Source organism: Rhizobacter sp. (assembly GCF_031412075.1).
Taxonomy (GTDB): domain Bacteria; phylum Pseudomonadota; class Gammaproteobacteria; order Burkholderiales; family Burkholderiaceae_C; genus Rhizobacter.
On sequence record NZ_JANOCG010000637.1, the window covers coordinates 1 to 13,094 of the forward strand.

13 protein-coding genes are annotated in these 13,094 nt (G+C 64.2%); 2 read left to right on the plus strand and 11 right to left on the minus strand.

Annotation, left to right across the window (positions count from 1 at the left end):
* The 5 genes from RMO40_RS23475 to RMO40_RS23495 all read right to left on the minus strand — a co-directional run.
* On the minus strand, positions 1–330 hold a 330-nt coding region (locus RMO40_RS23475), incomplete at its 3' end, for a SpoVR family protein (RefSeq protein WP_489660231.1).
* Between the two features lie 109 nt (positions 331–439).
* Entirely contained in the window at positions 440–1,711 is a 1,272-nt protein-coding gene (locus RMO40_RS23480) for a YeaH/YhbH family protein (RefSeq protein ID WP_309726020.1), read from the minus strand.
* Between the two features lie 98 nt (positions 1,712–1,809).
* Complete coding sequence (locus RMO40_RS23485; RefSeq protein ID WP_309726021.1) at positions 1,810–3,732, minus strand: PrkA family serine protein kinase; 1,923 nt, start codon at positions 3,730–3,732, stop codon at positions 1,810–1,812.
* Between the two features lie 356 nt (positions 3,733–4,088).
* Positions 4,089–4,982 carry a ParB/RepB/Spo0J family partition protein gene (locus tag RMO40_RS23490; protein ID WP_309726022.1) on the minus strand — a complete coding sequence of 298 codons (894 nt, stop codon included), beginning with the start codon at positions 4,980–4,982 and terminating at the stop codon, positions 4,089–4,091.
* A gap of 17 nt (positions 4,983–4,999) precedes the next feature.
* Positions 5,000–5,569, minus strand: a complete 570-nt coding sequence (locus RMO40_RS23495) for an alpha/beta fold hydrolase (protein ID WP_309726023.1) — start codon at positions 5,567–5,569, stop codon at positions 5,000–5,002.
* 45 nt (positions 5,570–5,614) lie between these two features.
* Between RMO40_RS23495 and argC the strand changes: the two genes are divergently transcribed.
* Complete coding sequence (gene argC / locus RMO40_RS23500; RefSeq protein WP_309726085.1) at positions 5,615–6,559, plus strand: N-acetyl-gamma-glutamyl-phosphate reductase; 945 nt, start codon at positions 5,615–5,617, stop codon at positions 6,557–6,559.
* On the opposite strand, the gene RMO40_RS23505 is transcribed toward argC, so the two are convergent.
* Genes RMO40_RS23505 through mnmG form a run of 5 tightly spaced genes read right to left on the minus strand, consistent with a single transcriptional unit; the run spans position 6,556 to position 11,402 of the window.
* Complete coding sequence (locus RMO40_RS23505) at positions 6,556–7,350, minus strand: GNAT family N-acetyltransferase (RefSeq protein WP_309726025.1); 795 nt, start codon at positions 7,348–7,350, stop codon at positions 6,556–6,558. The genes argC and RMO40_RS23505 overlap by 4 nt on opposite strands.
* A complete protein-coding gene (locus tag RMO40_RS23510; protein WP_309726027.1) occupies positions 7,350–8,120 on the minus strand; it encodes an AAA family ATPase in 771 nt (256 codons plus the stop codon). The genes RMO40_RS23505 and RMO40_RS23510 overlap by 1 nt, the downstream gene beginning before the upstream one ends.
* A gap of 34 nt (positions 8,121–8,154) precedes the next feature.
* Entirely contained in the window at positions 8,155–8,766 is a 612-nt protein-coding gene (locus tag RMO40_RS23515) for a LysE family transporter (protein WP_309726087.1), read from the minus strand.
* Between the two features lie 13 nt (positions 8,767–8,779).
* Positions 8,780–9,433 carry a 16S rRNA (guanine(527)-N(7))-methyltransferase RsmG gene (rsmG, locus tag RMO40_RS23520; RefSeq protein ID WP_309726029.1) on the minus strand — a complete coding sequence of 218 codons (654 nt, stop codon included), beginning with the start codon at positions 9,431–9,433 and terminating at the stop codon, positions 8,780–8,782.
* Entirely contained in the window at positions 9,423–11,402 is a 1,980-nt protein-coding gene (mnmG, locus tag RMO40_RS23525) for a tRNA uridine-5-carboxymethylaminomethyl(34) synthesis enzyme MnmG (protein ID WP_309726031.1), read from the minus strand. Before mnmG ends, rsmG begins: the two co-directional genes overlap by 11 nt.
* Positions 11,403–11,546: 144 nt before the next feature.
* Between mnmG and RMO40_RS23530 the strand changes: the two genes are divergently transcribed.
* Complete coding sequence (locus RMO40_RS23530; protein WP_309726033.1) at positions 11,547–11,813, plus strand: YkgJ family cysteine cluster protein; 267 nt, start codon at positions 11,547–11,549, stop codon at positions 11,811–11,813.
* A gap of 3 nt (positions 11,814–11,816) precedes the next feature.
* Here the strand turns inward: RMO40_RS23530 and RMO40_RS23535 are convergent, their stop codons facing one another.
* Entirely contained in the window at positions 11,817–13,082 is a 1,266-nt protein-coding gene (locus RMO40_RS23535; RefSeq protein ID WP_309726035.1) for an HD domain-containing phosphohydrolase, read from the minus strand.
* Between the last annotated feature and the right edge of the window lie 12 nt (positions 13,083–13,094).

The following is a 13,094-nucleotide window of genomic DNA, read 5'->3' on the forward strand; positions in this document are numbered from 1 at the left end:
GTAGTTCTTCTCGGTGGAGATGAACTCCTTGCCGTAGCTCCAGTGGCGGTAGTTCACCGGCATGCCGACCGACGCATAGGCGTCCATCATCTGCTCGGCGGTGATGATCTCCAGCTGGTTGGGGTAGGTGTCGAGGCCGAAGCGCTTGGCCGTGGCCTTGATGACCTCGTGGTAACGCTCGATCAGGTCGAAGGACCAGTCACTGGGTGCTTCGAGCGGCTCGCGCATGCGCGCGGGCGCCACGATGTCGGCAGCGCGGCGGCGCGGCGCATCCACCCGCTGCTCCTTGCGGCGCTCCTCACCCCACGGGGGATCCACATGTGCGTTCATGACGACACCCCGCTCGCCGAATACGCCGATCGACCCTCCGAGAGGGTCGGGCCTTGCTTGGGGCGGCCCGGCGCGGCGGCCTGTGCAGCGAAACTGGATTGTGTCGACGTCATGCTGCTGCCCTTTCCTTCTTGAACAACTGGCGGAACACCGGGTAGATCTGCGAGGCCTCGGTCACCTTGCGAATGGCGAAGTCTTTCGCGTCGGCCGCCAGCGCGGCGTATTCGTCCCACAGGTTCTGCTCTTCTTCGGCCACCTGAACGTAAGCAAAGTAGCGGCACAGCGGCAGGATGTTGTTGGCCAGCAGCTCGCGGCAGCGGCCGCTGTCGTGGTGCCAGTTGTCGCCATCACTCGCTTGCGCGCCGTAGATGTTCCATTCGCTGGTGGGGTAGCGCGCTTTGGCGATCTCTTCCATCAGCACCAGCGCGCTCGACACGACGGTGCCTCCCGTTTCCGTGGAGTGGAAGAAGTTCTGCTCATCGACCTCTTGCGCCTGCGTGTGGTGGCGAATGAAGACAATGTCGATGCGCTCGTAGTGGCGCGTGAGAAACAGGTACAGCAAGATGAAGAAACGTTTGGCGAGGTCCTTGCGCGCTTCGTCCATCGAGCCCGAGACGTCCATCAAGCAGAACATCACCGCCTTGCTGGTTGGCACCGGGGTGCGCACGCGGCTGCGGTAGCGCAAGTCGAGCGGGTCGAGGTAAGGGATGCGGCCGATGCGCGCACGCAGGGCTTCGATCTCTTTTTCAAGCGCAAGGATGGCGATCTCGTGGCCCATCGGGTGGGCCTTGAGCTCGGCCAGCTCGTCTTCCAACTCTTGGATGTCTCGGCGCGAGCTGCTGCCCAGCGCAATGCGCCGTCCGATGGCGCCGCGCATCGAGCGCACCACGTGCAGGTTGTTGGGCGTGCCGTCGCTGCTGTAGCCGGCGCGGTGGGTCTTGTACTCAGGCGTCTCGGCCAGCGTGGTGCGCGTGAGGTTGGGCAAGGCCAGGTCGTCGAAGAAGACCTGCATGAACTCTTCTTTGGTGAGGTGGAAAACAAAATCGTCATCGCCCTCGCCCGAGTCAGTCGCCTGCCCACCGCCACCGCCCCCACCGCCGCCCTTGGGCCGCTCGATGCGGTCACCGCGCACGTAGTCCTTGTTGCCGGGGTGCACCATCTCGCGCTTGCCGCCCTGGCCGTGGCCGAACACCGGCTCGGCGATGTCGCGCTTGGGGATGTGAATGTCTTCGCCTTGCGCGAGGTCGCGGATGCCGCGCCCATCGACCGCACGCTTCACCGCCTCGCGGATCTGATCCTTGTGGCGGCGCAAAAAGCGCTCGCGGTTGCCGATGGACTTGTTCTTGCCCGCCAACCGCCTGTCGATGATCTGCTGGAGCATGTTGCCTTTCCTATCGCTCCGTTCGCACTGAGCCTGTCGAAGTGCCAGCCGAGGCACACGCTGGCTTCGACAGGCTCAGCCCGAACGGGGATGTGTCATCAAGAACTCTTTCGCACTCGCAAGTACCACTCGCACAAGAGCCGCACCTGCTTGGGCGTGTAGCCTTTGGCCACCATGCGGGTGACAAAGTCTTCGTGCTTCTTCGCCTCGTCGGCACTCGCCTTGGCGTTGAAGCTGATCACCGGCAGCAGCTCTTCGGTGTTGGAGAACATCTTCTTCTCGATCACCGTGCGCAGCTTTTCGTAGCTCGTCCACGTGGGGTTGTTGCCCGCGTTGTTGGCGCGTGCACGCAACACGAAGTTGACGATCTCGTTGCGGAAGTCTTTCGGGTTGCTGATGCCGGCCGGCTTCTCGATCTTCTCAAGCTCGCCATTCAACGAAGCGCGGTCGAACACCTCGCCGGTGTCGGTGTCGCGGTACTCGTGATCTTGAATCCAGTAGTCGGCGTAGGTGACGTAACGGTCGAAGATGTTCTGGCCGTATTCGCTGTAGCTCTCAAGGTAAGCGGTCTGGATTTCTTTGCCGATGAACTCGGCGTACTTGACGGCCAGGTGCTCCTTGATGAACGCCAGATACTTCTGCTCCGTCTCGGCCGGGAACTGTTCGCGCTCGATCTGCTGCTCGAGCACGTACATCAAGTGCACCGGGTTGGCGGCGACCTCGGTGCTGTCGAAGTTGAAGACCTTGCTGATGATCTTGAAAGCGAAGCGTGTGGAGACACCGCTCATGCCTTCGTCGACACCGGCGTAGTCACGGTACTCCTGGAAGCTCTTGGCGCGCGGGTCGGTGTCTTTCAGGTTCTCACCGTCGTACACCAGCATCTTGGAATAGAGGCTCGAATTCTCAGGCTCCTTCAAGCGTGTGAGCGCGGCGAACTGGCTCATCATCTTCAAGGTGCCGGGCGCGCAGGTGGCCTGGGCGAGTGACGAGCCGCGCAGCAGCTTCTCGTAGATCTTGACCTCTTCTGAGACACGCAGGCAATACGGCACCTTCACGATGTAGATGCGGTCGAGGAAGGCCTCGTTGTTCTTGTTGTTGCGGAAAGTCTTCCATTCGCTTTCATTGCTGTGCGCAAGCACGATGCCGTCGAACGGGATCGCGCCGAAGCCTTCGGTGCCCTTGTAGTTGCTTTCTTGCGTGGCGGTCAGCAAGGGGTGCAGCACCTTGATCGGCGCCTTGAACATTTCAACGAACTCGAGCAGGCCCTGGTTGGCCAGGCACAGGCCACCCGAGTAGCTGTACGCATCGGGGTCGTCTTGCGCATAGGTCTCGAGCTTGCGGATGTCGACCTTGCCCACCAGCGAGCTGATGTCCTGGTTGTTTTCGTCGCCCGGTTCGGTCTTGGCAATGCCCACTTGCTTGAGCACCGAGGGGAAACGTTTGACGACCTTGAACTTGCGGATGTCGCCACCGTACTCTTCCAGACGTTTCACGGCCCAGGGTGACAAGATGCGCTGCAGGTAGCGACGCGGAATGCCATATTCCTTTTCAAGGATCGGCCCGTCTTCGGTGGCATCGAACAGGCCCAGCGGCGATTCGTTCACCGGCGAGCCCTTGATGGCGTAGAACGGCACGTCTTGCATCAGCAGCTTCAGCCGCTCCGCGATCGACGACTTGCCACCGCCCACCGGCCCCAGCAGATAGAGGATCTGCTTCTTTTCTTCCAGCCCCTGCGCGGCGTGCCGGAAGTACGACACCACCTGTTCGATGGCGTCTTCCATGCCGTAGAACTCGGCGAAGGCGGGGTAAATCTTGATGACCTTGTTGGCGAACAGCCGCGAAAGCCGCTGGTCGTTGCGCGTGTCGACGCTTTGGGGTTCACCGATGGCCTTGAGCATGCGCTCTGCGGCAGTGGCATACGCAATCGGGTTGCGTTTGCATTCGGCGAGGTACTCCTCGAGTGAGAGTTCCTCTTCACGCGTGCGCTCGAATCGAGCGGCGAAATGGCTGATCACATCCATGCTGACCTCCTAGAGCTTAGGAAGACATTGCCAAGGGGCCACCTCGGCACTGTCTGGGGAAGTTCTGATGAAGCCCGCTTCAGGCTCCATCAGAGCTTTCCTTGTGTCAGCCATCTCGGCTATCAGCTATCTCAGCTGTCTGCGGCGCTTGTGATCAAGCTTGGGTCATTGTGCGAGCAATCATGTGTTGAGAAGAAGCGAAATATCACCGTTGTTCAAGCTTTGCAAGGAGTGTGCCGCTGGTCACTTTGCACTGCACCATCAACCGCGTTGTCCCTCCATGCAAGGGAGCGGCGAACGCAGCGCAAAGTTCCTCAGGGCTTCTTCTGTCAACCACACCGTGGCTCAAGATACGCCTATGCGTTGGTCAAGCCAAGTTTTTCAAGCAGCCCGTTGAGTTCATCCAACGAACCGAACTGAATTGCCACCTCGCCTTGTTCGCCGCGCTTGGTTCGTTTCTTCACGCGGATCTCGACTTGCGCCGTCAAGGCATCGGACAACTCTTCTTCGATGCGCGAAATATCGCGTGATTTCTCTTTCGCCACGCGCAGCAGGGGCTTTTGACGCGATGTCATCGCCTTGCTCACCAATTTTTCAGCCTCGCGCACGCTGAGTTTTTTGCCGACGATTTCAGCCGCCGTGAGGATTTGCTGCGCACCTTCGAGCGGCAACAGCGCGCGTGCGTGGCCCATGTCGATGTCACCGGCCATCAGCATTTGTTGCACCGGCTCGGCGAGGTTGAGCAGGCGCAGCAAATTGCTTGCTGCACTGCGCGAGCGGCCCACGGCCTGCGCGGCCTGCTCGTGCGTGAGGTGAAATTCGTTGACCAGGCGCGCGATGCCTTGCGCTTCTTCGAGCGGGTTGAGGTCTTCGCGCTGGATGTTTTCGATGAGCGCCATCGCCGCGGCGGCTTCATCGGGCACGTCTTTCACGAGCACCGGCACTTCATCGAGGCCGGCGAGTTTGGCCGCGCGTGTGCGGCGTTCACCGGCAATGATCTCGAAGCGGTTGTCGCCCACCGGCCGCACGAGGATGGGCTGCATGATGCCCTGCGCCTTGATGCTTTCGGCCAGCTCGTAGAGCGAGCCTTCGTCCATGCGCGTGCGCGGTTGGTACTTGCCGGGCTGCAGTTGCGAAAGCTTCAGGACACGTGGCGCGCCGTCGTTGGCAGGTGCCGGGTTGTCGTTGACTTTGGGGCCGAGCAGAGCTTCGAGGCCGAGGCCGAGGCCTTTGGGTTTTTTGGTGACCATGCGGGGATTCTGGCCGATCACACGGCCGCGCCGGCCAGGGCCTGCAACATCGCACGCCCCTCGGGCCAGTCACCCAGACCCGACTCGCCGTTGATGTGGCCACGCGCGCCGACCGACATCAGCTCGCAGCCCCAGTCGGCCGCCATCTGCGCGGCGCGGTCGGGTGCGCAGTAGGGGTCGTCGCTGCTGACGATCGCCAGGCTCTTGAACGGCAAGCGCTGGCGCCGCATCGGCCGCCAGGGCGCGAGCTGCGGTGGCATGTCGTCACGCTCGACGTCAGGCAAGGCGACCAGCATCGCTGCCCTCACGCGATGGGTGTGCTGCGAGTGCGCTGCCCACGCTGCCACCAGCTGACACCCCAGGCTGTGCGCCACCAGCACGGCGGGCGTGTCGCTTTGCAGCAGCACCTCTTCGAGCCGCGCCATCCAGTCGCCGCGTTTGGGCCACACCCAGTCGTCTTGTTCCACACGCTGGTCGCCATGCAGTTGTTCCCAGCGGCTTTGCCAATGGGCGGCGTCGGAGTTGAGCCAGCCTGGCAGCAACAGCACACGCGGGTGGGTCACAGGGAAAACCTCAGTGTGGGTCATGCGTGTGGCTTATCCTTCGGGTTCATTGAATTGAGGGTGATGGACATGACTTACCGGGTGTTTGTGGACGGCCAAGAAGGCACGACCGGGCTGCGCATCAACGAGTATCTCGCCAGCCGCAGCGACATCGAAGTGCTGCGCATCGCACCCGAGCGCCGCAAAGACGCTGACGAACGCGCTCGCCTGCTCAACGCCGCCGACGTGGCCTTCCTGTGCCTGCCCGACGCTGCCGCCAAGGAAGCCGCAGCGCTGGTCAACAACCCCAATACTTGCATCATCGATGCCAGCACGGCCCACCGCACCTCGCCCGACTGGGCCTTCGGGCTGCCCGAGCTGGCCGCCGACCAGCGCGCCAAGCTGCGCGCCAACAAGCGCATCTCCAACCCCGGTTGCCATTCCAGTGCTTTCATCTTGTTGATGCGCCCGCTGGTCGACGCCGGTTTGGTGCCCGCCAGCCTGCCCATCAGCGCCAGCTCGATCACCGGCTACTCGGGCGGTGGCAAGAAGATGATCGAGCAGTACGAAGCCGGCCCCGACCCGCTGCTGGACTCCCCCCGGCCGTATGGGCTGACGCTCGCGCACAAGCACGTTCCCGAGATGGCAGCGCACACCGGCTTGTTGAACAAGCCCGTGTTCATGCCCATCGTCGGACGGTTTCTCAAGGGTTTGAGCGTGAGTGTGCCCTTGCATCTGTCCCAACTGACAGCAGGTACCACGCCCGAGAAGCTGCATCAGGCGCTGGCGCATCGGTATGCCGGCGAGCGCTTCATCCGCGTCTTGCCGCTGCGCGACGCGGCCGCCATCGAAGCGACCTACTTTGACGTTCAGGCCTGCAACGACACCAACCGTGTCGACATCTTTGTGTTCGCTAACGAGACCCAGGCCATCCTGATGGCCCGGCTCGACAACCTGGGCAAAGGCGCCAGCGGTGCGGCGGTGCAGTCGATGAATGTCCACCTGGGCGTGGACGAGTCGCTCGGGCTGGTCTAAAGCTCGGAAGCCCGAGTTCTGTAGTGGTAGGCGTAGCCGTCGGCGAAGCCAAGGCGGTGGTACACGGCCCGCGCCGGGTGGTTGTCACCTTCGACCTGCAGGTAGGCGTGGCGCGCCCCATGCTCCCGCGCGTGCACCAGCATGTGCTGGCACAGCGCACGCGCGCAGCCGCGGCCGCGCGCAGAAGGCGCGGTGAACACGTCGTACAAACCCACCAAGTCGGCCTCGATGGCGTACTGCCCGCAGGCCAAGACCTCGCCGTGCGAGCGCAGCTCGAAGGCGGTGAACGGCACCGGTGAATGCAGGAGCCGCTCGGCGTGCGCCTGGCGCTGGGACAAGGGCGAGCCACGCAGCGCCCCCACCCGCTGGGCAAACGGGTCGAGGCCCACGGTGTGCACCGACAGGCCGGCCGGCAACTTCACAGGCGACAGCTCATTCAGGCCGGTGCGCACCATCACCCGGGTGTCGTCGATGCTGTGCAGGCCCATCGCGGCCAGCGTGTCGTCGAGGTGGGCCGGCCGGGTGAAGGGTGTGATGCGGATCACCAGCGGCAGCTTGGCCTGGGTGAACACCTGCTCGCACAGGGCGAGACGCTCGCTCACGGTCAGCCGGCCGTCGGCCACGGCATTCACGCAACGGGCGCGTTTGGCCTTGCCGGGTGAGAAGCGCACCAACCAGCCATCGACCCAGCGCTGCTGGGGCGGCGCGCTCGCGTTCAGCCCGGCGTCTTCGACCCGCGACAACAAGACGTCGTCGAACTTTGGATTGAGGGCTTGCGGCGCCAGTGGCATCAAGCGGCCTCGACGCGCTGCACCATCTCTTGCGCAAACTCGACGAACGACTGCGCGCCCTTGGACGCCGGGTCGAACACCACCCCCGGCAACCCATAGCTGGGCGCTTCGGCCAGCCGCACGTTGCGCGGGATCACGGTGTTGAACACCTTGTCGCCGAAGTGCGCCTTGAGCTGCTCGCTCACCTGCTGTTGCAGCGTGATGCGCGGGTCGAACATCACCCGCAGCAGGCCGATGATCTGCAGGTCCGGGTTGAGGTTGGCGTGCACCTGTTTGATGGTGTTGACCAGGTCCGACAAACCTTCGAGCGCGAAGTATTCGCACTGCATCGGCACCACCACGCCATGGGCGCTGCACAAGCCGTTGAGCGTGAGCAGGCTCAAGGACGGCGGGCAGTCGATCAGCACGAAGTCGTAGTCGGCGGCCACGGCGGCGATCGCTTCCTTCAGGCGTTTGTCACGCCGCTCCAGCGCCACCAATTCGACTTCAGCGCCGGCCAGGTCGCGGTTGGCACCCAGGACGTCGTAGCCGACCTTCTCGCTCTTCACCCGGGCTTCGGCGATGCTGGCCGACTCGAGCAGCACGTCGTACACCGTGAGCTGAAGCGCTCGCTTGTCGACACCCGAACCCATGGTGGCATTGCCTTGCGGGTCGAGGTCGATCACCAGCACACGCTGGCCGACCTTGGCCAAACCGGCGGCGAGGTTGACGGTGGTGGTGGTTTTGCCGACGCCGCCCTTTTGGTTGGCAACGCAGAAGATGCGGGTCATGGGCGATCCGGTGATTGAAAGGAGAAAGACGTCATCAGTTGCTGGCCAGGCGCACGCCAAAACCGACGAGGAATACGCCGGCCAGCTTTTCGAGCCAGCGCGCGACGCGCTTGTGGGCCTTGACCCGGCTCGACACCGCGCCGGCAAAGGCACACAGGCTCAGGCAATAGATCGCGGTGATCAGCGCGATCGTCGCGGCCATGGCCGCAAAGGTCACCGCGCCCAGGTGGGTGGTCGGGTTGATGAAGAGCGGGAAGAAGGCCATGTAGAACACGATGGCCTTGGGGTTGAGCAAGGTGATCAGCAGAGCCTGACGCAGGTAGTGGCGCGGCTCGATGCGAATGGGCGACGCATCGCCCTCCTTCGCGAAGATCAGCCGCAGACCGACCCAGGCCAGGTAAGCCGCCCCAGCGTACTGCACCAGCTTGAATGCCAGCGGGTGAGCCGCCAACAGAGCCGCCACCCCTGCGACCGCCAGCCACAGCAACACCTGGTCGCCCACGATCACCCCCAGCGTGGCAGCAGCGCCAGCGCGAAACCCACCTTTGGCGGTGGACGTGAGCAGCGCAAACGTGCCCGGCCCAGGCAAGGCCAGGAAGACCAGGATCGAGAAGCAGAAGGTGCCGTAGTCGGAAATGCCGAACAAGGTCATGGTGATCTCAAAGTGGTGGCGCGCGTCGAATCCAAACCAGGCAGCGCTCGGCATCCAAGCCGGGAACCGTCAGTTGTTCCACGTGAAACACATCCCATTCTGGGGGCATGGCGGCGATTTCTTCGGCTGGGTCTTTGCCTTTCATCGCCATCCAGACTCCTTGGTCAGCGAGCAGGTGGCGGGTCAAACGGGTGAAGTCGGCCAAGGAGGCAAAGGCCCGCGAGGTGATCACGTCGAACGGCTTCAGCCGCAGGTCTTCGACCCGGGCATGAGCGGCACTCAGATTGGGCAGCTTCAGCTCGGCCGCCACCTGGCGAATGAAGCTCGCTTTCTTGCCGACCGTGTCGACACAGGTCACGTCCAGACTGGGCAGCATGATCGCCAGCACCACACCCGGCAAACCGCCGCCGCTGCCCACGTCGAGCACACGCGCCGGGCGGTCGCCGAGATGTCGCATCAACGGGGAAAGCACGGCCAGGCTGTCGAGCAAGTGGTGGGTCAACATCTCGGCGGGCTTGCGCACGGCCGTCAGGTTGTAGACCTGGTTCCACTTGATCAGCAGTGCCTGGTACGCGAGCAGGCTGTCGCATTGGGCGTCACTCATCAGCAGGCCGAGCGCCTGCGCACCTTGCTTTAGCAACTCACGCTGCTCAAGCGGCATCGCGGCCCTGGGTCTCGGTCAAAGAAAGTTCGTTGGCAGCAAAGCCCTTGAAGCGGCCCTTCTTCAGGTGGATCAGCAGCAGCGAAATGGTCGCCGGGGTGATACCCGAGATGCGCGACGCCTGCCCCAAGGTTTCGGGTCGGTGGGTGGCCAGCTTCTGGCGGGCCTCGAAACTGAGCGCGGTGACCTGGGCATAGTCCAGCTCGGCCGGCAGGCGGAGCCCTTCGAAGTGCACCGCCCGCTCGACCTCTTCGTTTTGCTTGTGGATGTAGCCGGCGTACTTGATGCTGATCTCGGCCTGCTCGATCACCGCATCGGCCAGCTCGACGCCCAGCTCCAAGTGCAGTGTTTCACGTGAAACACCGGCGTCGGGTTTTGCAATTTGGGCCACTTCGACCAAGGCGTCGAAGTTAACCCCCGGGCGGCGCAGCAGATCGGCCAGGCTGTATTCATGATCGATGGCCTTGCCGAGCAAGCGCTCGGCGTCGGCGTCGGGGAGGTTGTTGGGGTGCACCCAGGTCGACTTCAGGCGCTCGGTTTCGCGGGCGACGGCATCACGCTTGCGGTTGAAGGCCGTCCAGCGGGCGTCGTCCACCAAGCCCAGCTCACGGCCCAGTTCGGTCAGCCGCGCATCGGCGTTGTCTTCACGCAGCTGCAAGCGGAACTCGGCGCGGCTGGTGAACATGCGGTAAGGCTCGGTCACGCCCTTGGTGATGAGGTCGTCGACCAGTACGCCCAGGTAAGCCTGGTCGCGACGGGGCGTCCAGGCGTCTTTGCCCTGCACTTGCAGTGCGGCGTTGATGCCGGCAAACAGGCCTTGGGCGCCCGCCTCTTCATAGCCGGTCGTGCCATTGATCTGGCCGGCGAAAAACAGCCCACCGATCGACTTGGTCTCGAAGCTGGCTTTCAGGGCACGCGGGTCGAAGTAGTCGTACTCGATGGCGTAGCCCGGCCGCAAGATGTGCGCGTTTTCCAGCCCGCGCATCGAGCGCACCGCCAACAGCTGAATATCGAACGGCAAGCTGGTGCTGATGCCGTTCGGGTAGAACTCGTGCGTCGTCAGGCCCTCGGGCTCCAGAAAGATCTGGTGCGAGTCTTTGTCGGCGAAGCGGTTGATCTTGTCTTCGATGCTCGGGCAGTAGCGTGGGCCCACTCCTTCGATCACGCCGGTGAACATGGGGCTGCGGTCAAAGCCGGAGCGGATGATCTCGTGCGTGCGTTCGTTGGTGTGGGTGATCCAGCACGGCACCTGCTGTGGGTGCTGAGAGGCGTGGCCCATGAAGCTGAACACAGGCACGGGGTCGAGGTCGCCGGGTTGTTCGGTGAGCAGAGAGAAGTTGATGCTGCGGCCGTCCAGCCGGGGCGGCGTGCCGGTTTTCAAGCGGCCTTGCGGCAGCTTCAGCTCTTTCAACCGCACCGAGAGCGACACCGCCGGCGGGTCGCCCGCCCGCCCCGCCGCATGGCTTTGCAGGCCCACATGGATCTTGCCGTCGAGGAAGGTGCCTGCCGTCAACACCACGGCCTTGCCACGGAAGCGAATGCCAACTTGTGTGACAGCCCCCACCACCCGGTGGCCTTCGACCATCAGGTCGTCGACGGCTTGTTGAAAGAGTGTCAGATTCGGCTGGTTCTCCAGCCGGTGGCGGATCGCCGCCTTGTACAGAATGCGGTCGGCCTGCGCCCGCGTGGCCCGCACCGCCGGGCCTTTGGAGCTGTTCAAGATCCGGAACTGGATGCCCGCTTCGTCGGTGGCCGCCGCCATGGCGCCACCCAGGGCGTCGATCTCCTTGACCAGGTGGCCCTTGCCGATGCCACCGATCGACGGGTTGCAGCTCATCTGGCCCAGCGTCTCGATGTTGTGCGTCAGCAGCAAGGTGCTGGCACCCATGCGCGCCGCCGCCAACGCGGCTTCGGTGCCGGCATGGCCGCCGCCGACGACGATGACGTCGAACTCATGGGGGTACAGCATGGAAACTCCGGGGGGTGGGCCGCGGCTCTCGCAGAGCGTGTCGAGCGGGCAAGGCGTGAATTTTAGGCTGCAGGGTCATCCGCGTCACCCGCTGTTCGGCAAGACCGCACCCTGGCGTGGCATGGGTGCCGAATAATCCTCGCCATGAACTGCCGACCGGGCTGCGGCGCCTGCTGCGTTGCCCCTTCCATCTCGACACCGATTCCGGGCATGCCGCTCATCCACGGCATCAGCAAGCCGGCGGGTGTGCGCTGCGTGCAGCTGACGGCCGACAACGCCTGCGCCATCTTCGGCCACCCGGATCGGCCGGCCGTGTGTGCTTCGCTGAAGCCTGCGCCCGAGATGTGCGGCGACAGCCGCGAACAGGCCCTGCGTTGGCTCGGCCACATGGAGCGCGACACCGCACCTTGAGCATCACTGCGAGTCGAGCAGCCCTTGCCACAACGGCGAGAGTCGAAACTTCTCCGCCTCGGTGAGGCCTTCGCTCAGCAACAAGCACTCGCGGTGAAACGCCCGCATGCGCTGGCGCAGCTCGCTCTCGGCCAGCTCCAGCTCCAGCCGCTCGGACGGCGCCGCGTCGTTCGCCGAGACGCCCCACAAACCCAGCGCGTTCCAGGCCACACGCAAACGGTCGAGCCGGCGCAGCGCGTCGGCCACCACGTCGGTGATGGTCGAGGTGCGGCGCTGCTCGTGCAGCTCCAGCGCCAGCTGGTGCGCCTCGGCGAGCTGATGGTCGATGTCGGCCAGCTGCGCCGAGAGTGTCGATGCCATCGGCTGCGCGTCGCCTGCAAAGTCTTCGCGGGCCTCGTGTGCGGCGTCGCATACAAAGCCCGCCCACTGCGGGTCAAACTCACCCGGTACCACCCGCAACGCAAAGCTCGCGCGTGTGAGCGGCGCGTGCGAAGCGCACAGGCTGCCCAGCGTCACCTCCACCACCGCCAGCACACGACCGAGTCGCGACACTGCCTCGCCGCTCAGCCGCGCCGGGTAGCCCGAGCGGTCGAGCCGCTCGTGGTGCTCGGCCACCGCCTGCCCCAGCGCGGCGGGGTAGTCGGTCAAGCCGCACAACAGCGTCTGCGCCACCCGCGGGTGCACCACCAGGTGCTTGTGGCCAATGATGTCGAGCGCTTGCGCATAGTCGAGGTACAGCGGGTTGATGTAGACCTCGCCGATGTCGTGCAACAAGCCGCCCAGCATGGCCAGGCGAATGTCGTGGTGGCTGCCCTCGCGGCTCGCGACCATGGCACCCGCCAACGCCATGCCGCAGACCGCGTGCGACAAGGTGGCCGGCCGTGTGGCCGCCGCCGTCGTGAGCAGCAGCTGCGCCACCGAGTGCAACGGGATCTGCTTGAGCTGCGCCACCAGCACCGGTGCCCAGGGTTTCAGCGCGGGTGCAATCGGGCTCTGCGACTCAAACAGCTCTTGCAGGTCGTGCATCAGCGTGAAGAGCGTGACACCGCCTTCGGCCTGCAGGCAGACCTCGATCGGCTGCTTCAGCCGGCGCTCCATCAGGCGCTGCTGCAGCGCCGCCGTGACCGGCTGGTCGCGCGCCCACAGCTTGACGCCCCGCACGTCGACGATGTCTTGCGAGGCAATGATCGGGTACGACTCGCCAGCCTTGCTCAGCGCCGCCAGCGCATGGGGATTGGGTTCGCTCCCCGGCGAAAGGGACAAGTGCATTTTTGGTCTTGT